The 24,043-nt window shown below is 48.7% G+C and carries 22 protein-coding genes and 1 pseudogene; 17 read left to right on the plus strand and 6 right to left on the minus strand.

What is annotated here, in order from left to right:
* The first annotated feature begins 1 nt into the window (after window position 1).
* The 4 genes from PsAD5_RS13650 to PsAD5_RS13665 are packed head-to-tail and all read left to right on the plus strand — an operon-like array spanning window position 2 to window position 3,925.
* Window positions 2–742, plus strand: coding sequence for a hypothetical protein (locus PsAD5_RS13650; protein ID WP_063292499.1), 741 nt, complete (start codon window positions 2–4; stop codon window positions 740–742).
* Window positions 735–1,484 (plus strand): hypothetical protein, encoded by a 750-nt coding sequence (locus tag PsAD5_RS13655; RefSeq protein ID WP_063292500.1) that lies wholly within the window; start codon window positions 735–737, stop codon window positions 1,482–1,484. The genes PsAD5_RS13650 and PsAD5_RS13655 overlap by 8 nt, the downstream gene beginning before the upstream one ends.
* Window positions 1,484–2,992 carry a metallophosphoesterase gene (locus PsAD5_RS13660; protein ID WP_193776971.1) on the plus strand — a complete coding sequence of 503 codons (1,509 nt, stop codon included), beginning with the start codon at window positions 1,484–1,486 and terminating at the stop codon, window positions 2,990–2,992. The genes PsAD5_RS13655 and PsAD5_RS13660 overlap by 1 nt, the downstream gene beginning before the upstream one ends.
* A 12-nt stretch (window positions 2,993–3,004) precedes the next feature.
* Window positions 3,005–3,925, plus strand: a complete 921-nt coding sequence (locus PsAD5_RS13665) for a hypothetical protein (protein WP_063292502.1) — start codon at window positions 3,005–3,007, stop codon at window positions 3,923–3,925.
* An 11-nt stretch (window positions 3,926–3,936) separates the two neighbouring features.
* Here the strand turns inward: PsAD5_RS13665 and PsAD5_RS13670 are convergent, their stop codons facing one another.
* The 4 genes from PsAD5_RS13670 to PsAD5_RS13685 form a co-directional block, all read right to left on the minus strand.
* Window positions 3,937–4,788, minus strand: coding sequence for an HvfC/BufC N-terminal domain-containing protein (locus PsAD5_RS13670; RefSeq protein WP_063292503.1), 852 nt, complete (start codon window positions 4,786–4,788; stop codon window positions 3,937–3,939).
* Window positions 4,788–5,681 (minus strand): MNIO family bufferin maturase, encoded by an 894-nt coding sequence (gene bufB / locus PsAD5_RS13675; protein ID WP_084404483.1) that lies wholly within the window; start codon window positions 5,679–5,681, stop codon window positions 4,788–4,790. Before bufB ends, PsAD5_RS13670 begins: the two co-directional genes overlap by 1 nt.
* Before the next feature lie 64 nt (window positions 5,682–5,745).
* Window positions 5,746–7,791 carry a ferritin-like domain-containing protein gene (locus PsAD5_RS13680; protein ID WP_208981916.1) on the minus strand — a complete coding sequence of 682 codons (2,046 nt, stop codon included), beginning with the start codon at window positions 7,789–7,791 and terminating at the stop codon, window positions 5,746–5,748.
* A gap of 84 nt (window positions 7,792–7,875) precedes the next feature.
* Window positions 7,876–9,189 carry a phosphatidylserine decarboxylase family protein gene (locus tag PsAD5_RS13685; RefSeq protein WP_153041384.1) on the minus strand — a complete coding sequence of 438 codons (1,314 nt, stop codon included), beginning with the start codon at window positions 9,187–9,189 and terminating at the stop codon, window positions 7,876–7,878.
* A gap of 875 nt (window positions 9,190–10,064) precedes the next feature.
* On the opposite strand from PsAD5_RS13685, the gene PsAD5_RS28280 reads away from it, so the two are divergent.
* A complete protein-coding gene (locus PsAD5_RS28280; protein ID WP_208988601.1) occupies window positions 10,065–10,604 on the plus strand; it encodes an Arm DNA-binding domain-containing protein in 540 nt (179 codons plus the stop codon).
* Window positions 10,523–11,314, plus strand: a complete 792-nt coding sequence (locus PsAD5_RS28285) for a site-specific integrase (protein WP_208988603.1) — start codon at window positions 10,523–10,525, stop codon at window positions 11,312–11,314. The genes PsAD5_RS28280 and PsAD5_RS28285 overlap by 82 nt, the downstream gene beginning before the upstream one ends.
* 514 nt (window positions 11,315–11,828) lie before the next feature.
* Here the strand turns inward: PsAD5_RS28285 and PsAD5_RS13695 are convergent.
* Entirely contained in the window at window positions 11,829–12,707 is an 879-nt protein-coding gene (locus tag PsAD5_RS13695; RefSeq protein WP_063292506.1) for a LysR family transcriptional regulator, read from the minus strand.
* 90 nt (window positions 12,708–12,797) lie between these two features.
* Here PsAD5_RS13695 and PsAD5_RS13700 point away from each other — a divergent pair, with 90 nt between their 5' ends.
* The 5 genes and pseudogenes from PsAD5_RS13700 to PsAD5_RS28510 all read left to right on the plus strand — a co-directional run.
* Window positions 12,798–13,892 (plus strand): L-dopachrome tautomerase-related protein, encoded by a 1,095-nt coding sequence (locus PsAD5_RS13700; protein ID WP_084404441.1) that lies wholly within the window; start codon window positions 12,798–12,800, stop codon window positions 13,890–13,892.
* Between the two features lie 87 nt (window positions 13,893–13,979).
* Entirely contained in the window at window positions 13,980–14,525 is a 546-nt protein-coding gene (locus PsAD5_RS13705) for a thioredoxin family protein (protein ID WP_063292507.1), read from the plus strand.
* A 544-nt stretch (window positions 14,526–15,069) separates the two neighbouring features.
* Window positions 15,070–15,450, plus strand: a complete 381-nt coding sequence (locus PsAD5_RS28825) for a DUF3592 domain-containing protein (RefSeq protein WP_446737485.1) — start codon at window positions 15,070–15,072, stop codon at window positions 15,448–15,450.
* Between the two features lie 310 nt (window positions 15,451–15,760).
* Window positions 15,761–16,039 (plus strand): hypothetical protein, encoded by a 279-nt coding sequence (locus PsAD5_RS13715; protein WP_208981889.1) that lies wholly within the window; start codon window positions 15,761–15,763, stop codon window positions 16,037–16,039.
* Between the two features lie 535 nt (window positions 16,040–16,574).
* Window positions 16,575–16,718: pseudogene (locus tag PsAD5_RS28510) on the plus strand (IS481 family transposase); the annotation flags it as partial.
* Window positions 16,719–16,827: 109 nt separating this feature from the next.
* On the opposite strand, the gene PsAD5_RS13720 reads toward PsAD5_RS28510, so the two are convergent.
* Window positions 16,828–18,048 (minus strand): choice-of-anchor tandem repeat GloVer-containing protein, encoded by a 1,221-nt coding sequence (locus PsAD5_RS13720; RefSeq protein ID WP_063292510.1) that lies wholly within the window; start codon window positions 18,046–18,048, stop codon window positions 16,828–16,830.
* An 896-nt stretch (window positions 18,049–18,944) separates the two neighbouring features.
* On the opposite strand from PsAD5_RS13720, the gene PsAD5_RS28290 reads away from it, so the two are divergent.
* The 6 genes from PsAD5_RS28290 to PsAD5_RS13745 all read left to right on the plus strand — a co-directional run bounded on the left by PsAD5_RS28290 (window position 18,945) and on the right by PsAD5_RS13745 (window position 24,034).
* Window positions 18,945–19,427 (plus strand): LysR family transcriptional regulator, encoded by a 483-nt coding sequence (locus PsAD5_RS28290; RefSeq protein WP_275078121.1) that lies wholly within the window; start codon window positions 18,945–18,947, stop codon window positions 19,425–19,427.
* A gap of 9 nt (window positions 19,428–19,436) precedes the next feature.
* The gene (locus PsAD5_RS28295; RefSeq protein ID WP_244271781.1) at window positions 19,437–19,820 is read left to right on the plus strand and encodes a LysR substrate-binding domain-containing protein; all 384 of its coding nucleotides are present in this window, start codon (window positions 19,437–19,439) and stop codon (window positions 19,818–19,820) included.
* Window positions 19,821–20,104: 284 nt separating this feature from the next.
* Window positions 20,105–21,220, plus strand: a complete 1,116-nt coding sequence (locus PsAD5_RS13730; RefSeq protein ID WP_063292511.1) for a polyamine ABC transporter substrate-binding protein — start codon at window positions 20,105–20,107, stop codon at window positions 21,218–21,220.
* A 170-nt stretch (window positions 21,221–21,390) separates the two neighbouring features.
* The gene (locus tag PsAD5_RS13735) at window positions 21,391–22,104 is read left to right on the plus strand and encodes an ABC transporter permease (RefSeq protein WP_244272084.1); all 714 of its coding nucleotides are present in this window, start codon (window positions 21,391–21,393) and stop codon (window positions 22,102–22,104) included.
* Entirely contained in the window at window positions 22,104–22,901 is a 798-nt protein-coding gene (locus PsAD5_RS13740; RefSeq protein WP_063289886.1) for an ABC transporter permease, read from the plus strand. The genes PsAD5_RS13735 and PsAD5_RS13740 overlap by 1 nt, the downstream gene beginning before the upstream one ends.
* A complete protein-coding gene (locus PsAD5_RS13745; RefSeq protein WP_244272085.1) occupies window positions 22,901–24,034 on the plus strand; it encodes an ABC transporter ATP-binding protein in 1,134 nt (377 codons plus the stop codon). Before PsAD5_RS13740 ends, PsAD5_RS13745 begins: the two co-directional genes overlap by 1 nt.
* The last annotated feature ends 9 nt before the right edge of the window (window positions 24,035–24,043 follow it).

Below are 24,043 nucleotides of genomic sequence, written 5' to 3' on the forward strand. Positions count from 1 at the left end.
CATGTCCTTCCAGATACCTCCTGATGCAGTCCGGATATGGCGAGGATTTCGCCAGTCGACACTTCCGCAAGAAGAGTTTTTTCAAAGACTTGGAGAAACATTCATTCCTTCAACCGTGCAGATGCAGATCGAAAATGGCTTGGACACATATGTTCCGACCATTCCATGCGGAATGGCCAACAAGCCAGATACAGTACCTGACGAAACTGCAATCTTGTTCTGGAACTCTCAGCAGACCTACTGGGACGGTTTCAAAACTCTGGCAGGTCGTACTTACACTTTGACCCACGGTGGTTGTTACACGCCGGAAAGTGGTGCAGACTTTCCGGTCTTGTTCGCTGGAGACCTGGTGTTGAACCAGTGCTACTACCTTATCGATAAACCGCAGGACTGGATGAAAGGAAAGATACGGCATCTGGTGGGAGCTTTGCCAACTAGCACTAACACGGCAGAGTTGTTTCAGAACATACAAAGTGTCCTTGCCGAAACGCAGGCGCGCGAAAAAATACAAGGTGGCATTGTCTGCATCGGAGCAGATTACATCGTGTATTGGGAACTGGGTGACGGCACTGATCCTGGGCTTGAACAGTTGCAATCACACTGTGATTGGTCTCACGTTTTTGAACCTGTTCCGACAACATTGCCACCGCAAGCAGCCCTTTGGGATGACTGGCCAGGCATGAACGTAAAGCCTGGTGATACATACAATATGCAGTTCACAAGGGCTTTCGAAAATGAATGAAATTCGTAAGGTCCCACCCGATGCTGTACATGTCTGGCGAGGGTTTCGAAGCAAAGATAAGACACAGCAGCAGTTTGAAGAGTTTCTAGGCTCTGTGTTTGTGCCAGGATGTTCCTTGTTACAACCCAATGCGGGCTTGCATGCTTACATACCGTCTTTGCCACAAAATGAAGGCAAACCACCAACGGTGCCAGATCAAAGCGCCTTAATGTTCTGGACCTCGCAACAAACTTATCACGATGCTTTCAAATGTGTCGCTGTGCGTTGCTACACGAATTTGCATGGTGATCTATATGACACATCACGAAGCTCCGCTGGGTTCCCAGTATTGTTGCCTGAGGCAGACCTGCTAGTCGAGACGCCATATTTCCTTGTAGATGCTCCCGCAGATTGGATGTCCGGTGACGTGGTGCACTATATTGGTGCGCGCAACCAGAACGTCTCACCAGAAATATTTAGAGCACACATCCTGAAATGGGCGAAGAACCTGCTGCCTATGAGTGGGCTAGAGGGGGGACTGTTGTGCGTTGGCGAGAATTACCTAGTCGCGTGGACACTTTGGCCTAAGGGAAAAAGCAGCTCAACCTGCTTTGCTCCGCTGAAGGATTTCACGACAACGTGGCTGGACCGAGCTTCCGAGCATTTTGAACTTGGTCATGGGTTGTGGGAGGACTGGACCGGGATACCCATGACAGCACCTAACAGTCTCAACATTCAGCTTCATCGAACTTTGGATATATGATGCAACCCATTGTCAATTATGAGAATGCGGATCTGGCTCGGTTGAAATCCGCTGCTGCGAGCGTTGTTTCAAAAATGACAGATCATGACCCGCGCCAAGGGGTTCCGGTCGCTCATCCTATGTTAGAGGGCGTGGATGCATACGCACATAAAGCACTGGAAGGTAAAGCGCCTGAGATCCCGACCACGCGAAATGCCAGTGACCCGGAAGCAGCAGAATACCTCACTTATCTGACACATCATAAAGCTCACGCGGTTTTTACCGGGAATAAGCAAATTGAAGCGCAGATGCAGACGCAGCTGGACAACTTCACCTTTGGTAACCCAGCCTGGCAGCAGATGTTTGATGAGTATGTAAAATACTTCTGGTCCTATCCGGGGCATTCAGGCGGGAAGTTGGATTACCGGAGTTGGCGAGATCCCAAGTATGGAGGCGGGAGCTATGATTATGGTTGCGTGAGCTGGCAACTTCCATCGGACGCGACCATTGCTTTGATCGGTGATATCGGAACAGGAACGGATGTGGCAGCTGCTGTTCTAGCGTCAGCACTTTCGTTCAAGCCAGATGTGATCTTGCACGTCGGCGATGTTTATTATTCCGGTACAGAACAGGAGTTTGATACATACTTCCTTGGGCTCCTTAATGTGGCTTTTACAGCTGCAGGGCACCGTCCTCCCGTTTACACGTTGCCTGGCAATCATGAATACTTTTGCGGAGCATTTCCGTACTTCAGGTGTCTTGATGAAGGTCGGCTCGTAATCCATCCCAGTCAGCAGCAGCAAGCCAGTTATTTCCGTCTAACCACAGAGGACGGGGCCTGGCAGATCCTAGGCATGGATACGGGGTACCATGGGCACTATCTGAAGGTGGCTGGAGACAAACTGGATGAAGCCCTGGGTGTACTTCATGTCAATCCGAGTGATGCATATGACCCTCAAAACCCACCGCCCATGGTGTATGTGCGTCCTGATGAAATGGACTGGCACCGACACCACCTCAGCCAATTCTCTGGCCGTACATTGTTATTCGGGCACCATCAGCTTTACTCAGGTCGTTTTGCTGTAGGTGTGCCCTCAGATTATGAAGGTGACATCAATCGGCCCGGCGTAAACACCGCTCTTTGGCAAGCCTTTGGACCATATTTTGATAAGGTCGCTGCATGGTTCTGGGGGCATGAACATAACCTTTGCATATTTGAAGATAACTTCAGGCCCATTGGCTGGCCTCCCAATAATTCAGAACCGGATAATCCTCTCAAAACGCTCGCAAAAGGTCGTTGCATAGGTCACTCAGCCATTCCGGTGCAGCAGAAAGAAACGCCCTATGAGGAAGTGTATCCGGTCCCGATTATACCTGGTACGCATCTGCAGATGGTCGAGCAATGGTACAATCGAGGGTTTGAGATTTTGAAGCTGAACGGAGCAGGGCAACCTGCTCATTGCTCTTACTATCAGATTGCCGGCGCAGATCCGGCTCCCCTCAAAATTTACAGCGAAGATATACGCTAGGAGACGGGAATAATGACTGCAACGCTCTATACAATGACACCAACCCAACAAACTGGCGTAATGGAATGGTCTGAGGTCGGGCAGCCCGTTTTTAGTCAAACCTATGACGCGCTGACGACCTACGACAATTACGGCACCATGATCCTCGTCGGATACCATAAGGGCAGCGGAAATTGTGACACATTCGAGCTTCTTGAAACAGAACCTTGGATCAAGCAAGTGCCTAATACATTTGAGCTTGGCAAAGACTGGGATTCGATTCAGCCGTTTTACATGATGAACAAGCCTCATCTGCTCGCCTATCAGGCCAAAAACGGACACATGTATTTCTTCCCTTTGACTAAGGATCTAAAATCCGAATATCCATTGCATTTCTATCATACACGCTATCCCTATACGACGAACCTGAGCGAAGTAAAATGCGCTGTCGATCTGGGGCAGAATTTTGTATTTGGTTACAACAACACAGATGGCGCCGTGAATACCTGGACGATATCAGCCACGGCAAAGTCCGGAGGGAAAAGCCCTCCGCTTGTTGTAGAAAATGTCTGGGCTCACCAATGGGCAAAAGGCTGGACACGTTTTGCCTTCTTTACCTGGGGCAAGGAGAACTTCTTCCTGAAAACCAATACATGGAAACCCAACGTTAATATCGATCATTTTTCAGATGATCTAAGCGAAGGAACCAACGAGGTTGGCTCACATTTACATCTGAAGGATGACCAAGAGCTGGATATTGTACATCCATTTATGGTTGGGCCGGGTGACCCTTACTTTATGACGTATATGGTGAGTAATGGTGAGGTGACTTTAAATCGCGTACACGGCGATTGCATGGGTTGGACAACAGAAGCAACTGTCACCGCGGCAACAGGTGTGTCGCAAATTATTCCATACCGGCTGGGTGAGCAAAACTATGCATTGTTTATGTAGTTGAGATTGGTCTATCTTGGGTAATAGACCAATCCAAAATCCAGCGCAGTTGGAAGCCAAAGCAAAACTTCAGCCATATTTGAAGATTTAACATTTTCCAGCGCTCGATAAAGGGGTGTTGGAGTCTTCAAAGCTTCCAACAACTCAGCCTGCCAATCATTGATCTGCAAAGAAACGATCTTGTAGTCTTTTCGCGTGAGAGCTACCCAGTTCTCAGTTCGCTTTGGTATTGTCACAGTGTCGTTCAAACGCAGTGAAATGGCGAGCGAGCGGATTGGGTACTCCATCTTGAGAACTCTTAGGCATGGCGATGCTTGTAATAGCTCAGAGTGGATTGATGTCAGAAAGGCGATGGACGTTTTTGAAGTGGAATAAATATACTCTTCAAGACCGTAATGGAGCAGTATCTCAGCCTGCATTCTCTCATATCGCGCCAACTCAGCTGGGATTTTAAATAGAGCGACTTGATCAGGGCAGTTTGCTCCCTTCGGTTGCGTTTCCTCTAGAAACTCAGGGAGTTTAGCTCCTAACTTATATAAACTGGAATAACGCGAAGGATGGGTGACAATGTACGCCTTCGCAAATCCCTCAAAGACTTCATCTCCCATGAACTTACACAGCAGCGGATACTCTGCCTTTAACGCTTCGACCAAGCGAATAATATATCCTGACGCATAAATGTTGATGCGTTCGATTGCAGGAAACTGTTCCGTTTCTTTTATGGCCTCTTCGAGGGTAAGGTTTGTTTGGTGCTGAGCTCCTAAGAGTTTTTGATAGAGGTCACCACGGTTTATCAATACCTCCTGTAGCCAGTTTTGTAGTTGCCTTAGTTGGGTATCTTTCTTTAGACAACTTTCCTTCATTATCGAACAACCGGGCTCGAGAATGCACCAGGTGCTTGATTGATGTCGACACTCTCTAGTCGCTGGTAGGGCTTTCCTTCAAAAATGAGTCGTGCCTTGTTCAACTCAGCGACAACCTCAGAAAAGCCCGGGATGTTTGCATCCCATTCCAATAACGTAGAAACCGGGCCGGTTTTCTCCAGGAGCACCTTGTAAAGCTCCCAGACTTGATCTGGGACAGGTTGATCGTGAGTATCCACCAGACAGTTACCAGCCCGTGTAGGACCAGCTAAATGCACTTGTTGGATGCTGCTGTGAGGAATGTTCCTCAGATACTCCAGCGGATTATAGTCATGATTGAAGGAGGAAACGAAGACATTGTTTACATCAAGCAACAATAGACAGTCTGTTTTTTTAACGAGCAACGACAGGAATTCCCACTCACTCAGCTCATTTTGTCGAAACTCAAGGTAGGTGGATGGGTTCTCAAGAAGGATCGGTTGTCCAAGGAAGGTCTGAACTTGCAGCACCCTCTCGGATACATGATTGAGGCTCTCTTCCGTCAAAGGCATTGGCAGAAGATCATGAGTGTTGTGCCCAAGTATACCGGTCCAGCACAAGTGGTCAGAGATCCATGATGGTTGGACAAATTCAGCCAGCTCTTTGAGCTTTTGAAGATACTCCCAGTTCAGAGGATCTGAAGATCCTACATTGAGGGAAACACCATGCATCACAATTGGACATCGGCTACGAAGTTCCTTTAGGACATGCCGCCCATATCCGAGGTTGTCGATGAAGTTTTCACTTATGATCTCAAACCAGTCGACAGGTAAACTCTCGCAAGCCATAATTTCAGGGAAGTGCTGAGAACGCAGGCCAACCCCAAATCCTAAATAATCAGTATTTTCGTTCAATTCGGAAGCCGCTGAATCTGCGACTCCTTGTTTTGATGAAGCAGATGAACTCATTTGACCCCGTTTATGTGCTTGGTGGCATCGCCAGCCGTAAATCATTGGCTTTTGGTGCTTTATGCGCATCAGGGTCGAGCCCCTTCGCATGACAGTAAGCTTGCCATGCTATGTCGTAAACGGCATCCCCTTCAGAGTAGGGGAGATGTTGCTTCAAAGCCTCTGAATTATGATCAGGAGCAGGTCCAAATTTATAGAGTTGCATCTCATAGCAACCATCGTCTTGTTTCGGGTAAAGCTGAGAGGCTGAAATTGGTACTGCACACCCTCCAAAACCACCGCATTTATTGTCCGCTGGCGCGCTCTTTAGACCTTTGGCAACGGAACCTCCACAGCTACCTCCACCGCTGGCACTTTGGACAAACCCGCACCCACCCTGGGTCTTGCATTCGTTTGAACCTTTACAGCTATGGTAAGCTAAAACACTGGCACAAGTCTCGGTATCTGAACCGTTTAAGGCCATACCCTGACAAGCATGATAAAGAACATGTTCCTTTTGTGAGGCAATGCCAGTCACAAGATCGGGCACTTTTCCGGTCACAGCCCAGCATATAGAAACCCGATCACCAGACCCATCCATGGCAGGAGAGGGAAATTCGGTGTTATCGCTATTATTCCAGTAACTGTTCAAGACTGTAGTGATGCCCTTAATCGTCCCAACCGCAGCTTGGCTTAATATTTGGTAGGTATTAGATTTGGTTTTTAGTTTATTGAGTGCTGTCGCGATGTCTTCAACACATGGCACGTTAGGGGCTCCATTAGTACCAAGCATGTCTGGCTTCCAGATATGATTGTCATGCCACCTATCCCATGTCATGTAATCGGGTTTTTGTACGAGTTGAAGCACTTCCGAAAACAGTTCGAAGTGGTCTTTATCCGCTGCGTCAGATCTGGCGCGAGCTATACCAGATAGCATTGGGAGCTGTTTGCCTTGATCATCGTAATGAGGATAATCTTGAATCAACGCTTCTTTGTTAGGCTGGAACTTTTCTTTCACGCAACCTAGAGGATTTTCTGAGCCTTTTGCAAGTGAGTTGGCCCATGACTTAAAGCCCCAAACCCTCACAATGTCTTTGACAACATCCCCGCCTTCACCCTGATCAGTGATTGCATTGATGTTGTTAATGAGCTTGAGCTTCAGGCTATCAAGCTCTTCCAGATTCATATCAATCAACGGATATTGTGAAGCCGTTTGTACTGGCTTATTGAAGCGATCTCGCTGCAAGCCTAAGAGACGCCCAAGCAAACTGGTTCCATCTGAGTAGGTAATTTCAAGGTAGCTCCAGTAACATAAGTACATATGCCCAATTGAGCCGAACAGAGGTAGATCTGCTTCCGTCATGTTGGCTTTGAACCAATCAAATGGTGCAGGTTCAAAGTACTTTGGTCGGGTCTTATCACCATCGGGCTGAGGATCAGGTATGGGAACTTCAGAATTTTCCAGATTGAGCTTGGCGAGTTCAACGGTCTCTTCAATTGCCATGAACAGTTTTGCCTGATCTTTGTTCATGGCGCGCAGGATCACTTGCATACCTTTTAAATTCATTAGGTCGGGATCATATGAACATAAGACGGGGTGATCTATCCAATTATTAAAATCCAAAATGTGTGGAATCATGGTGTTGCCATGCTTATAGCAGGACCATCCAAACTCTTTGTTCTGTAAGGCTGGACTTGTGAAGCATGGCTGCACTCCAATCAAAGTTGCCATGTTTGAAGCGAGTTGAAGGTGCAGCATCTCTTCAATAAACACGCTGTAGACTTTGTTGAAGACTTGCTTGTTTGTTGTGTCAGGGTCGGCGGCAGGACCAGAGCCAGGCCACCAGCGACCTTCATAGAGCTTACTGCCCTTACTATTGATTTGATGTGTACCTTGGACTGAATACAGCGACGTCATGTAGAGGGGGATTGTAAACAACTCTACATTGATAGCTGCTTGAGCGATGGCTTTAACACAGGAAAGATCGTCATCTATGTACTTGGGGTTGCGATCTGTGCATGCATCGACCAGAGCCGCGCAGGCGCTATCATTCAGTTCCAGGAGAGGGTGTTTCATTGAGGTGTCCTTCGGTTTGGCGAAAGCACACCTGGCGTTGATTTTCATTATCGCCAGGCGCTAAAGAGAAAAACAACGACTGACTTAAATAGTTGAGATCGCAATTTGTGCCCCAACTCTGACAAATGGCCCGTTGTCGGAGTTGTTATCTGAAAGAGGATTTACAATCGTAAACTGCTTGATGGCTTTAGGCTGAAAAACAAGAGCCATTGAGGATCCCCCGTAGCTGAACCATCCAAGTTCTTGTCCTTTTTCAACTCTATCGCCTACTTTAACCTGAATTGAGATAGATGAGATCTCTGTGATCCCAATGGGCATAACGCATACGCAACCGATTGCAGGATTGTCGCTCTCGATAAAGATAAGCGCTCTGGTGTTTACCATCGCCTCGTATCCTTGAGACTTAGTTCCTGCTGACGGATCAAACCCCTCTGAATAAAGCTCAGAGAACATGTATCCGTTTACGACCCGTGCTTCGACAACCTTACCGGCGATAGGAGCTCTCCATCGGTGATAGTCGTTGCCGCTTAGGAATGTTTGAACGATATCTCCGCCAACAAAGCGCGTTGTGAGAGGGCTGCCGTCAAGCATTTGCTTGAGAGAATAGTTTTGGGCTTTCGTCTCAAAATCATCGTCCAGTTTTACATTACGTGCAATGCGATAAACGGTGCCATCATTAGCAGATGTAATCACTCGATCATTGTCCGGCCCATCAATTGGTCGGCTGATCGTAATGATTTGACGATGGAAGAAGTCATTAAATGACGTGTATCCCCAATGCACAGGGTCTTTCTCGATCTGTTCTTTCGTAACGAACTGATCCAGACTGTTCGCTTTCCATGAGGCTTCAGAAAGCCAACCATCCTTTGAGGTAACAACGACACTGAGTGAGGTCGGAGAGTCTAAAAACTCACACCAGGCATCAAGGATGTTTCTCAGGGCATCATTGAAAAGCTTGTTTTTAAAGACAAAATTCCCTGCGGGTGTCCACATCATGTAGACAAACAATCCTGACATTGGAAATGCTGAATGCGGCAAGTCTGGGTCAAAGATTGGTGCATGTTTGATAATGTAATTGAGGGCGCATAGCATATCGTTGATGGATTTAATTCCATACGCCACTTTTGGTTCTTCTTCTTGGTGAACTTGCCAGCCTTGCTCAATCATCTCGCTTACAAGACCATGAAGGTGATCGTCTTTATTCAGCAAAAAGGCTAGGGCTTGAACTGAAGGCTCCAAAAAAGAGTAACCTTGTTCAATTTGCTTTCCATATGCTGATATGGATTTTTGACTGATATGATCCAGCCACTTCCCCAGAAGCTTTGAGTCCCGCGGGAGAAAACCTGCAATCACACCAGGCCTGTTTTCATGATGAGATTGAAACTGTCCTTTGGGCATCTGTAACTCCTGTCGCAGCATGCATGAACTAGATATGCTTGCTGACAATAGGTAGAGCAGATTTTGAAGAGCAACTTCTGAATACTATTTAGCAAATCCTGCAACAGCAGAGTTGGATTAATTTAATTTACTTAAATGTGTGGTTTTAGAGTTTTGTCGATATAATAGTTTAGTATATTTCTTTGTAAAATATTTTATCGGCTATTCTAGGTGTTTCAATTAAGTTCTGTAGCTAATCCAATTTAATTACCGGGTTACTTTAAAGCGCCAACTGGCATTTAAAAATGCATCAGCAAACAGACCATTGAAGTTCTCTTTGCAGTGTTGATTTCCATAATTTGAAAGGACAATTACTAGAGCTAAAAGAGGTGTGAAATTGCGCTTTTCAAATGCTCTCATTTGCTTTCATTGCGCTGACACGAGGTCTAAACGCAAAAAGCTCTCAATTGGGAGCTTTGCTTTGCGAAGCCTCTTTATATACGACGAGGTTAAATGGTGATTCCGGCAGTGGGGATCGAACCCGCGACCCCTTGATTGCAAGTTGCAATTTGCAACTCACGTCCACTTACACTCTACTACGATTCAGTACTATGAATCAATGAGTTGTAGAAAATTATTTGCCTCTGCCTACCTTGCATTTCGCCGTGAAACTCGTACATTTGCTTACAATATGCTGACAAGAAACGGTAGGCATTGAGCAAGCGATCTATAAGGGGATGAGGCTGTGTTTTACACAAGGCCTTAAGAGAAGCCCAAGAGGTCGTCACAAGCTGTCAGGCCGTCAGAAACAGCAGTAATCGGGGACTACTTTTAACTTCAATTTTCGCACGTATGGTGGTTCTTGTTATGGGCCGTCAGCGGGAGAGTTTTGCCTGATGCCCAATGTCACGAAACGGACTGTCGATGCAGCTAAGCCAACGGCGAAGAAGTACTTCGTCTGGGATGGTAAGCTCTCGGGATTTGGGCTGCAGGTGGCGCCAACCGGGCGCAAAACGTTCATTGTTCAATATCGCACACTAGAAGGGCGTTCTCGCCGTCTGACCCTTGGGAAATACGGTGAGCTGACACCAGATCAGGCGAGGGGGCAAGCGGTCGATGTTCTGGCCAAGGTGCGTATTGGGGAAGACCCGACCGTTAATCGCAAGATCATTCGCAATGCGCCAACGGTTGATGATCTGCTGGACATGTATCTGAGCGAACATGTTGAGGTGCACAACAACCCAAAGTCGGCTGTTGAGATACGGCGCATTCTTGAACGGTGTGTGCGTAAGCCTCTAGGCATGCGAAACTGGCTTCAGTTACACGGCAGGATATCTCCAAACTACATCGCTCCATGCGCAGAACTCCGCGACAAGCAAACCATGTGCTGGCAATCATCTCCAAAGCGTTCAATCTGGCTGAAATATGGGGCTTGAGGCCTGAGCACAGCAATCCGGTGCGATTGGTGAAGCGTTACAAGGAGAATGAGCGCGACCGGTTCTTATCTGGTGATGAGTTACAGCGCTTGGGTAAGATGCTGGAGCTTGCAGAGAAAGAGGGGCTTCCATGGATCATCAAGGCTAGCCCAGAGAACCGCAAGCACTTGCGCCACGATATTGAAAAGCGCCGGACACCTGTGAACCCCATGGCGCTTTATTGTCTCAAATTGCTGCTCTATACGGGGGCACGGCTAATGGAGATCGCTTCTCTTGAATGGAAGCATGTAGACTTTGAAGAAGGGGCTATTGCCTTGCCTTCAAAGAAAGGGGATGGCCGCAAGCCTCATCCGGTCAGTGGGAATGTGCTCGACATCCTCTCCGATATACCGCGCTTGGATGGCTCGCCTTATGTGCTTGCCCGCATCAATGATCCCACTCGGCATATTACCAAGGAGCTGGTGGAGAACGCATGGCAACGCGTGCGCCATCATGCCGACATCCCAGATGTGCGCATCCACGATCTGCGCCATACGGTTGGCACCTTCGCCGCGCAATCGGGAAGCAACGCTTTCCTCATCAGCCACCTTCTACGCCATCGCAACGTGACCATCACCAACCGCTATGTGAACCACGATGCACATCCTATACGGGTGTTGTCAGAGACGGTTGGGGAGAGGATTGAGGCGGGGTTGAAAGGAGGGGGGTAAGAACTGACGGCATGAATGTGGAGGTATTTGCTTGAATATTCGCGAACACCGTATGTCGTAGTGTGACCAATAACTGCCATTCAGCCTCAACCCAGTAGCTTCTGGCCAGCGTGCCACCTCAACCTCCGATAGATTTTGGTCTGCTTGTTGCTGAGTGACCATAAGCTGACACTCACGCTACCTTAGAGCAGCCTCAGCTGCAGCAAGACATCAACTTAAGATTGCTCCCACTCACCTTGTCTCTATGGGCGGAAAGTGGTCATTCATAACACTGCGAGAACTCCGGCCAGTGAGAGACCGTTGCTAGCGTCGAGGGCCACAAGCAGCCATTCGGCTGGTTCCACCAAGGGTTGAGATTGCTAGCAGCAAATCCTCTCATTCGGCTTGATAAATAACCCTTCATAACCCTTGAGTACACTAGTGTGGAGTGTGTCGTGCGAAGCGAACCAAAGACTGCACGTGTGACCAATAGTAGGGAGCACTTATATGAAATCTCGTCAATACATTCATCAAACTAAGCAGTTTGCAGAGCACTCGTCTTTTGTAAATAACACAGCAAGTAATCAATGAAGCGCTGCGCCAGTGGATTTTCTTCCTGTGCGGACAAATAACTTAAGACGATAGTTACTGGCAGCCCTGGTAGGGCGCTCTCAATCACAGGAATGTCCTCCAGCAATGCAGAGGCCGGTAGAATGGAAACTCCAAGCCCTGCTTTTATGGCGGACTGTACAGCCTGAATGGAGTTCGCAGTGATTGAGATCTTCCAGTCAGAGGGCATGGCTTCCATGGCAGAGATTGCTATAGCGCGATAGCTGCATGGTTCCTGCATCAAGATCAGTTCCAGTGGTTTATCAGCCGCAGGCAGCTGCCCGCACCAGACCAGCGGCTCCTGCCATAACTGCTTGCCGCCAGAGGCCTCTGGTCCGGCGAATACCACATCCAGCTCCCCGGCATCTAAAAGACACAACAAGTCAGCCCCGCCGCCGAGGATCAAGTTGAGATCACAAGTGGGGTGTGCTCGTTTGAAGCGGGCCAGATGAATATGTAGGTGCTGCGGTACCAGATACTCTGCAAACCCGACGCGCAGCATGCTTTGCTCCTTGGGCGCAGAAACGCTCAACACAGCCTCATCGGCCAACTCCAAAATCTTTCGGGCATAGCCGATAAAAATCTCACCTTCGCTGGTTTGGGAAAGAGAACGGCTCGTACGCTCAAATAGTTTCACATCCAACCGCTCTTCCAGCTTGGCAATTTGCAGACTGATCGCCGATTGCGTCCGCCCCACTTTTTCTGCTGCAGCGGAAAAACTACCCTCCTCAATGACAGCGATCAAAGAGCGAAGCACAGTCAGGTCCGTATCAAGTCGGAAGGGAGATCTATTGGCGTTACTCATAGGACCTATTTATTTTTCTAGTTTTACTAATTGATCGTGTTTAGCCATATGTTTCATAGAACGTCAATAATCAATAAGGAAATTTTATTCATGCTAAAATCTGTGCTGGCAGCCTCTGCTCTGTCTTTCCTCTCATTATCTGCTGTAGCTGGCGAGCCGCTTCAGTTGGAAGAAGTAGCAAAATTCTCTGAAACCCGCCCGGGTAACATCACCGTAACGCCAAACGGACGCATGATTGTCAGCATGCAGCCGTTGGATGGGCCGGCGTTGAAGGTGGTTGAAGTTCTGAAAGATGGCAGCAAGGCCCCGTTCCCAACTCAAGATTGGGCAGATGGTCCGGAAGTAGGCGAACTCGGCTTGTCTGCTGTGATTGGTGTCGACACAGACTCCAATGGCGTGGTCTGGATGCTGGACATGGGAAACGATACTTCTGCACCTCGTCTGCTGGGCTGGAACTCTGAGACCAACACGCTTCACGCAGACTTGCAGATTGACAAATCTGCTCTGACAGCAAACTCCTTCCTTCAGGACTTTGTGATCGATGAAAAACGTGGTCAGATCTATATCGCGGATATGACCCTCGGCAATCTGGCGGGGCCATCCAAGCCAGCCATCGTTATCGTGGACCTGAAGACCGGCGAAGCCCGCCGCCTGCTGGAAGCGGCAGAGCAGTTTATCTCCCCAGACCGCGATGTGGTGATTGACGGTGGCCTGATGGCAGCCAAAGGAGAAGATGGCTCCCTCAACAATCTACGCTTCGGCCTCAACCCAATTGCCATCTCTGATGACAGCAAATGGGTCTACTTCGGCACTGTGAATGGCGAGCAGATCTTCCGCATCCCGGCTGCAAAACTTGCAGATCCCTCCGTAAATTCCGCCGATCTGAATACTTTCATTGAAGAATACGGTCCCAAAAAGCCTAGCGATGGTATGACTTTCAATCCCAATGGTGGTCTTTTCGTTTCTGATATCGAGAACTCAGCCATTGGCCTGACCACCGCTGGAGAGTACGAAGTGCTCATTCAGGACGAACGGCTTTCCTGGCCGGATGGCTTTGATGTTGCTCAAGACGGATATGTCTATGTTACGCAAAACCAGTTGCATAAGCACCCGGCTTTCAATCAAGGCGTCAATGGTGCAAAGGCTCCATTCTACGTGATGCGTTTTCCGGTTCCAGGCAAATAAGTTTCAAAGAAACGGATGTGACTGACGGGTTCAAACAGCTCGTCATTTGCACATTTAAGATCAAATACAAGAAATTGAGAGGCTCCCATGCTTTTGAACACACCAATCTGCGATTTTGGTTGGAAAGCGCCAGAATTTACGCTCAAAGATGCTGATGGCACCAGCTTCACCATGTCTGACCAGATTGGTGAAAGCGGTTTGCTCATCGCCTTTATTTGCAATCATTGCCCTTATGTGCAGGCCATTGCAGATCGCTTGGCAGAAGACATGAAACAGCTCAAAGCCGAAGGCTTCGGCGTTCTTGCTGTCATGTCCAATGATTATCGCTCAGTGCCTGCTGATGGACCGAGCTTCATGAAAAAGTTTGCCAAGGAATTTGGCTTCAAGTTTCCGTATTTGCTGGATGAGACACAAGAAGTTGGCAGAGCATATAACGCAGTTTGTACGCCAGATTTCTTCGGCTTCAACAACAAGGGTGAGCTGCAATACCGTGGCCGCTTGGATGATGCTGGCTTCGACGACCCAACAAACCGCACACCAGAACTTCTCAATGCCATGCGTCAGGTTGCCAAAACCAGCTGCGGACCGAAGCATCAGATCCCGAGCATGGGTTGTTCAATAAAGTGGAAGTAGATCTGTTTACGCGAAAGCTAGTCAAAATGGGGGCAACTAAGAAGCCGGACGCAGTAGCCACTAGCAGAGGACCAACTGTGGGAATTCGAGCAGATCCTCCAAGGGGTGATGCTGTTTGCATAAAAGATATTCTGAGAACCTTATTGGATCGCTCGAGCACAGATTGATGCATCCGCCCGAGTAGGTTGCAAAGAGCCCAAAGTAATAGATGCTGCAACGAGTATGAATGACGGCTGTTGCGCGCTTGACGCTGAAACTAATCGCGTCATAGCTTGGAGGGCGGCTGATCATAGTTTTTCGGCATGTTCTAAGTTAGGAATCGCAAAGCTCGCTACTCAAGATCGATACATCCAGCTAGGAACAAGGGCTGGTTTCAAGTGCAACCACAAGCGACATAGTATAACTCCCAAAACCGTGAGCGTGTTCTGCGCTATTTCTCCCAATCTCATTTGCGGTAATTTAATGCATGCAAGAATTATGGACTGATTTACTTAATGGGGAACATTACGCGGTTCTGTCTGCGTGTATTGCCTATGCTTTGCTCATGGGGATCGTTAGCATCACCGCATGTTTTCGCATACGCCGCTGGCCTCAGACGATTGGAAAACTCACGGAAGATGGGGTTTCAAGCATTGGAAGCTCTGATGAAAGAATGCACACGGCACGCGTGAGGTATGAATATTCTGTCAACGACATATCCTATACCGGCAAGCGGTTAAGTCCGTTCATTATTAGGGCCACTGGAACCAGAATGGCTGAGTGGCAGAAGGGTGGTATTCAAAAGCATGAAGGCGACTGTGTTACTGTATTCTACAACCCTGCTCTGCCCCACAAATCCTACCTGATAGTACCCACATGGACCGGAATTGCAGGGGTATTTCTGCTCGTCGCGATTCCGGTGTTTCTAATTTGGTTCTCTATTTAACGTCGACGCACATTAAGTCGGGCGACGACATTTTGAGTCGCACAATTTAATTGCAGTAAGAAGAGCTATCAGAGGCTCTGTGCAATAGGAAAGAGGCACATTGTGGAGTTATATTTCTATAACCAATCCTATATCCTTTATTTGACGCACAAGCCGCTCTCACAGAGGTTCCCAAAAAATGACTTCAACAGAACCCCGATCATACGGCTCAACGTTTTGGCGGAGGTCCTTGGCACTCTTCGCTGGGATTTTTGGGGTGCTGACTCTGATTTCCGGTGGGAGCGTCTTATTTGGGCCAGTGGAGGTTCAAGTGGCTGCGGGCGACTACATGCCAGTCGTGCTCTGGTTCAATTTTCTAGCAGGCTTTCTCTACATCGGTGCTGCAATTGGGATCTGGCTACAGCGTAACTGGGCACTTGGTCTGTCTGCGTTTATCGCAGTGGCAACGGGCCTGATTGCTTTGGGGTTCGGATTTCTGGTTTTTCAAGGAGTGGCATATGAGATGCGAACTGTAGGGGCCTTGGCCGTACGGATAGGTGTTTGGACAGTGATCACCCTGACGTTAATGCGCAGTCGACATCAAATGTGAGACTCTGATAACTAGCTCAGGACTTTGACGTGCGTGCGAACCAGACCAAGCAATGAGGAAAGCAAATCAGATGTTTTGTAGCTGATAACCAAGTCAAACAGGGGCCAAGAACCGTCATTCGGGCAATTCCATTAAAGGTTGCGCCAGTCTTAGCGGAAACACTGTACTCTTTTTCTGACAAACGTCCCTGGACACATATACGCTTTGGAGCCGTTTCATTTCGAGCCCGTTGCTGACATTGGTTAGAGCAAAGAGTTTCACGAGTGCAGCATGGTGCTTGGGGACCTCTGCAGCCATTCGCCTAATTACGGTACAGCCCATCCAGAGCGCGAGGTCAACTTAGGATTGACCTTAGTCAGCTTGACGTTGAGGATCCCAAGTTGCTGTTCGACCGACTCCTGCAAAGGTTGAACTCGCTTGGGCTGGGCAGAACTTCGTGAGCGCTCGGCGTCCACCACCATGGCTTTTGTATGACTAAAGCTCTTAGAGCGTTAGCTCAGTGAGCAGTCAAGGTGTTGTCTTAGCCCCGCTTACCTTCATTGCCGCTTACAACTATGCCCGGCGACTGAAGACGTTGCAGGGCCTCACGCCATTCGAATACATCTACAAAATCTGGACAAATGATCCAGATCGTTTCAAAATCAACCCACCCCATCACACAACGGGACTAAACACCTAGGCAGTATTTCGGAGCCGGATTATGCACAAATTTAGTGGTCATCACCAACCCGAAGCGAAGCATAGCCGCGCCCCGGGTTGGTGACGACGATCTGTAAAACGCTACCGCCTTACAACACTACCATAGGTTCAGCTGTCTCGATTCTGAAAATGGTCCCATTTTGGTGCTTGCCGCCTTCGCCCGTCGTTCCGTACATGCCACCCATTGGACCTGCGACCAGAGTGTTTTCCGGATATTCCCCTGCGTTCCCGTTGAATTCGTACAACGAAGCGTAGCTATATGTCCCATTGTCTTTCTTTGTCAGTTTATAGACTCCACCTTGTCCTTTCGGGCTATACTGCGCGGTCCCGAACAGGTTGCCCGCGCTGTCGATGATGACCCCTGCTTGGGGGGAGGATAATCCGTTCATATCATCGAATTGGTGTAGGGTGGTCGGCTGAGCGGGCGTTTTCCGGTTGCTCGGGTCTCCGCTCGGGTAACTGAAGACTGTGCCCGAAACTCCGGCTCGGCTGGTCGTACCAAACATCTTTTTTCCGGAATTGTCCATAACCAGACTGCCGTAGGGCAGGACAGGATCAGTATGGTCTAGCGGGAAACTGTAGAGTCTCTTGTAGGTATAAGTCTGATCACCGGAGACGAACAGCCCGAAGATTTCGCCGCTCGAATATTCACCTCCCGCGGAGACGAGTCCGTAAAAGTTTCCGGCCCCATCCATCACCAGCCCGCCAACGGAGTAATTGTTGCCCCTAATAGGTGCAAAGTTGTGCAGGTTCTTAAAGGAATAGCCCCCCCCACCTTTTGGCGTAAGTGAGAACACAGTCCCTCCGCCATTGGTGCCTCCCGCGGAGGTTGTTCCAAACAACGTTCCATTTGCGCTTATGACCAGATGGCTTCTCGGTGCCGCTCCGTCCGAATTTTTGTGCCCCACAACCGGGTTGAAATTGTATAGGTTGGTGAGATCCCCATTGGAAGCAAGCTTGAACACAGTCCCAGTCCAGCCGGTCCCGCCACCGGCTGCCGTACCATATAGGTTACCGTCTGGGCCCATGACCAGACCCCCAATCGGACGGGCGCCATCCGCTGTCCCGCCTGCGAATCTGTGCAATACTTTATATTGGTAGCTATCACCATGCGTGTCCGACGCAAGCATGAATACCACGCCGTGCCCCGAGGGATCACCTCTATCTAACCCTCCGGTATTCAAAACCCCATATAGACTGCCTGAAGGGTCGATGGTAAGGCGGCCATTTGGTGTATATCCGTCTTGGAAAGTAGCGCCAAAGTTATATAGCGTTGAGCATACAACGCTCGATGACGGGCTCTGTGTCATTCAATTATCCCCCACATACCTGCTGATAAGGCAGTCTATTGTAAGCGGTGTTTAGACGTCGATTCCCAAACTTTGGGACTATAACCAAATCTGGTGTATGGGGGGACTTTTGAGAAGCCAGCGTATCGCGTTGATTGATTGATGTTAAAAGTGTTCCAGCAGCAATATCGGCAAATCGCTATGCTAGACGGTATACCGGTTCGTTAGTTCCGATATTGGAGAAAGAAAAAGAAGCTCTAGAAAGCTTGTTAAATAACGAGAAATTAAGCGTGCGAAGGTGGGTTGCGGATGAAATTGAACGGACAGAACAAGAGATAGCATCTGAAAAACAAAGAGATGCAGAAGAAACATTCAGGCCATAGCCAAAGATAATTACAAACTCGAATCTTAGTTACTGCAAGTCTCTAGCTGTCACTAGTAACGAACAGGATACTTGGTTCTTATTAAACGTACCAGTGTGTATAGCGTCTTGCTCCTGCAGTGAATGTTTTGCCGTGAACGAATGATTAAGCTATGGTCGCAACCGTCATGTATTTGTGTGAATGTCCGCTCATGGTCAGTTGAGTAGTTTCAGATCGCCCATCAAAGCTACTGAAAATCCTTAGGGTGAGCATATCACAACCCATGCTAGAACTACTTGAATGGCAGTTCATGGCCCTGGATGCTGGCAAAGGCTTCTCAGTTGCCTGAGCTTTCGCGCCGCAGCGAAGGTCAGCAAAGTCCGCATCTTACCAGTTCAAAATCACCAAACTTGGGTGAATGAGATTCAATGTTCCCTTGTTGTTGTTCGTAACGCCCAAATGTGCACGCTCGGTCCAGTTGGGCCTATTAGGCTGCTATAACTCAGATGATAATCGAATATTTGGGATTATGACTTGAGTAATAGGAAAGTAAATTTGCTGGGTAGGCTTCCCTCTCTCAGAGCTTTTGAGGCGATTGTGAGATGCGGAAACATAGCAGCGGCGGCGGATGAGCTGTGTGTTACCGAAGGTGCGGTCAGCAAACACATCAAAGCACTGGAAGCGGAACTAAGGGCCAAGTTGTTCATCCGCGTTTCACGCCGCAACCAGCCGACACCAGCCGGAGAAAGGTTATTTCAGGAGACTCGAAGCGCCTTTGCTTTACTGCGGCAGGCCGAACAGAGTTTTTCTCACGACCTTTCAAACAGACCCTTCGTACTAGCTGCTCCTTCTACCAGCCTGCTGCGTGTAATCATCCCAAACGCCCGTCTGATACAAGAGGCCATTGGTGATCGCCCGTTGCAGTTCGTAGCAGATGATACACATTACGGCGCAGTGGATGCTTCTTACTCCCTCAGCCTGAGAGTTGAGGAGGTCCCCGATGTAAGCAATATGCTCCTGAAACTTGCAGATGAATAGTTTGGATTGGTGATCTCACCGCTGCTGTTGTCGTCAGAAGCAAACGATCCAGCCCACACCCTCACTCACTACAATCGTCTGCTTCCAAAAGACAGGCCGCATATATGGGAGAACTGGGTGGAGGAAAGCGGCGTTTCTCTGGAGCCAGCCGAAAACACAATCTACTTCGATGAGATGTACTTGGCCCTTCAGGGCGCCGAAGCCAGCCTCGGTCCCACAATCGCACCTCGGCCCCTCGTCACAGAAGCAATCGAAAACAATCGCCTCTGCGCACCCTTCGGCTTCCATCAACGCAAAGGAGCCTACTTCGCCATAGCTCCGCTGGAGACCGAACTGGATCCGGACTTCCATCGTGTGGGGGACGTTTTGACGAGAATGTTTAAGTCAACTTAGGGGGAGGTTATTCTACCTGCAGATACCGCTAGCTTTCTTGCTGGTATGTTTAATTGTAGCAGCTTTCCTTTGTACTTTGGGATTTATAAAAAGGTAACTTCTTCTTCTCGATAGGGTGATATTTACAAGTTAGGCAGGACTTACTTCGTATCCAGAAGTTTACTATCAAATAAAACCTACAATACGCTCATCAGAATGAAAAATTCTGAGCATGGCATGAATTCTGCTCGTTTGCCGTCTTTACCCTGTGTTCCCATAGTTTCTGAACCATTAGGGAGGGAACAATGGTTCAGAAATTTTCATGTAGTCGCCGTTTGTTTATCAAATCAGGCGCGGCAGCAACCGGCGCACTAGCTATGCCCAATATATTGCGCGCTCAAACCATAACTGAGTTGACCATGTTGGCGTGGTATGGGCAGGCGGAGCCTGACGCTGTCGCTGAGTTTGAGGAATTAAATCGCGTAAAGATTACACCAAAGTACTACGTTGGCGGCGAGCAGATGTTGGCGCTGCTAAGCCAATCTCCGCGTGGCACTTATGATCTGGTCCATGCGGATGCTGAGTACGTGCATCAATTGGTAGCTGCTGATTTTGTAGAACAGTTGGACCCTTCAGACTACCCTCTCGATGATTTCTTTCATGAGTTCCATAAGTTCCCAGGCCACTGGGTTGATGACAAACTTTACGCCATGATCAGCCGGTTTGGCTTTCTGGGTATCTCTCACAATTTAGACGCTGTTTCTCGCAAAGAAGCTTCTAGCTACAAACTCCTATGGGATACAAAACTGAAGGATAAGATCGGTCATTTCGATTGGCATTTGCCCAATCTTGGCGTGCTTAGTCAGTACAATGGTAACGAAGCCCCTTTCAATCTTTCAGAGGCCGGGTGGAGTAAACTTAAAGAGACGACACTGGAACTAAAGCCGCAGGTGCGCGGATTTTATGATTACGGCGGTGTGCTCTCTTCGCTAAAGAGCGGCGAAGTCTCTGTAATGCCAGGTATTGGTGAATGGATCACCGGAGTTTTACGCCGCGATGGGGCCAATGTTACTACTACCATCCCAGAGGAAGGAGGCCTTCAGTTTACTGAGTCCTTCTCAATCGGCAAAGGTTCTCGCAAGGCAGAACTGGTTCGCAAATTTATCCAATATATGGCAGGGCCCGAAGGTCAATTTCGTCTAGCAAACTTGAATGTGTTCCCGGCAGTTATCCCAAGCAAACGTGGTTGGAAACGAATGATCGAGGAAAGACCTGAGGATGCCCGTCATCTGGGTATGTTTGAAGGATCAGGGAACGCTATGGACCTTATTCGGGCAGGTCGGATCAAAATCCGCAAACTGCCAGTGCAGCAAGATCTGGCAGACTGGAATGACTTCTGGTCCGAATACAAAAGCACCTAGAAACTCAGCGATAATCCCGGAATAACACCATGCAAAAACCCGCGTTATCAGCTCGGAGGTTGCTTTATAGCAGCTTCTGGGTCTCACCCTTACCGTTCTGGCTTACTCTTTTCTTTCTCGGCCCACTTCTTCTTCTGGTTTGGTTGAGTTTCTGGGATGTGCGGAACTTCGTGCTGCAGCCTGATTTCCAACTGGATAATTGGGTGAAAATCCTGAGCGCCAACTATTTCTGGCAGGCATACGGGCGGACATTTCTAGGGGCCTCCTGTGTTGCTGCCATTGCCAGCCTGTTGGCTTTGCCGTGTTCGCTGGTTATTGGTTTTATTTTGTCAACGCGTGCTAAATTAACAGTATTGGGATTGTTCGTAGTACCCTTCTTCACAAGTTACCTTGTGCGGGTTTACTCATGGCAAATCTACCTGACTGATAATGGGGTAATATCCAATCTCCTTGCCGCTTTTGGTCTCGAAACCGGAAGCCTTCTTAGCTCAAAGTTTGCGATGCAGGTCGGATACGTCACGCTTACGTTACCTCTGGTGGTAGTAATCCAATCGATCTCTATGCTGTCTTTTAACAGAACACTGATCAACGCGGCTTATAATCTTGGATGTGGCCCAGTAAGGGTGTTTTTCTCAGTCCTTCTGCCGGGTACTCGTGCAGGTCTTATTCTGGGGGCACTCTTTGCTTTCATCTTCAGCTTTGGCGACTTTGTTTCTCCGACCTACATGGGCGGCGGTAAGTTCCCAACTCTCGCAATATTGATCACAGACACCGTCAAATCAGGCCAGCAATGGCCACGTGCAGCTGTCATTGCAATCGTGATGATTGGGACACTGCTTATTGTCGCTTTGACGAGTCTTAAACTCGCGTACCGGAGGAAGTAATGCACCTTTCTCAAGCAACAAGAATAACGCTCATGGTCCTGTGCGCAGGTGCTCTTGCGTTTCTCTATGCACCGATTATGGCGAATTTTGTGTTTTCGCTCACGACTGATCGTTTCCCAACGCTTCCTATCTCCGGCTTCTCAACCCAATGGTATGAGCTGGCATTTGGGGATGACTTGGTTATTCGAGCATTGCTCAATACAGCGTTGGTTGCTCTTATTGTAGCGCCACTCTCTACGTTTTTGGGGTTCACTGCTGCCTATACTGACTACCGATTCAATTTTGTTGGTAAGAAGCTGCTGATGGTGTTTGCACTGTTGCCGCCATTGGTGCCTCTTGTCGTCTCTGGTCTGGCAATGCTGGCATATCTTTCCAGAGTGGGCCTCTCGGGCAATCTCTCTGCAATCGTCATCTCCCAGATTGTCCTTGCCTCTCCCTTTGCCATGGCCATTATCCGACTACGCCTCTCTCAGATTGATGATGATCTTGAGTTTGCTGCTCAAAACCTTGGAGCATCAAACTGGAGGGCATTTTGGGAAGTCATCATTCCCTTAACCAAAACGTCCGTTTTTGCGGCATTTCTGCTGAGCTTTGCAGTGTCTTTTGATGAGTATGCCGTCACTTGGTTTGTTGGCGGCCTTAATGAAACAGCATCGGTCCGCGTTCTCAGCTTCCTTCAATCTGCAGTCAGTCCCCGCATCAATGCGATTGGTTCATTCACATTCGTTGTGTCCATGAGCTTAATCCTGTGCGCCCAGTTTATTACTCTGCGCCGGTTTTCAAAGGAGAAACTGTGATGACCGCAAAGATCCAAACAAACACTTCTATGCAGGCTGATGAAAGCCCATCGCAGGATGTACACATCAAGCTTTGGGATATTCGTAAGAACTACGGCAAAGCCGTGGCTATCCAGGACTTGAACCTGAACATTGATCGCGGTCAGTTTACCGCCATCATGGGGCCCTCTGGTTGCGGCAAAAGCACATTACTGCGTTGTCTGGCTGGTCTGGAAAGCATTACTACCGGTGACATTTTGCGCTCTGGCCGTTCCATCAGGCATCAGGAAATCTGGGAACGTGAAATGCCTATGGTATGGCAGTCTCTTGCTCTTTTCCCATTTTTGAGCGTGCTGGAAAACATTGAGTTCGGGCTGCGCATGAGCGGCGTCTCCAAAGGTGAACGCCATCGACGAGCTCATGAGTGGGCATCAAAACTGGGGTTGGATGAATATGTAAACCGTTCAATCGACCAGCTTTCTGGTGGCCAGAGACAACGGGTAGCGCTGGCCAGATGCTTGGTAACTGAACCTTCGATTATTTTGCTGGATGAACCACTTTCCGCACTGGATGCGCACCTCTCGTTGCAAATGCAGGCAGAGCTAAAACGCCTGCAGCGCGAGCTGGGAATTACCTTTGTTTATGTAACGCACAGCCACTCAGAAGCATTCTCTATGGCCGACAAAGTCGTGATTATGAACGAAGGCCGAGTTGAGCAGGAAGGCGCACCGCAGGAGATTTACCTCAAACCGGCAACCAGCTTCGTGGCACGGTTCCTTGGTGGCAGCAGCATATTGAGCTGTACGGTTAAATCTACTGAAACGGACGAAGTGCTTGTTGATGGAAAGGATGGCACTTTCAGATGTACCTCAGATGAGTTCAGAACACTTCAGGTTGGCAGCAAGATCAATCTGATTGTGCGCGCTGATCAGATCTCATTGTCACAGGAAAGCGGATGGGCGGACAACGAAGTTTATTGCCGGGTCGTAGGTGAGGAGTTTGTGGGAGCGCTCGTCAACCTACAACTGGAAACAGCCTCCGGATCCAAGATTTTCGTACAACTTCAACAGCGTGACTTGAAAACCTTAGACATCGAAGTAGGGGCGGGCGTTTTCGCGAATTGGCACCCAGAAGACTGTCACATCATCAACTGATAAGGAGAA

The sequence above is a fragment of the Pseudovibrio sp. Ad5 genome (genome assembly GCF_001623095.1).
GTDB lineage: Bacteria > Pseudomonadota > Alphaproteobacteria > Rhizobiales > Stappiaceae > Pseudovibrio.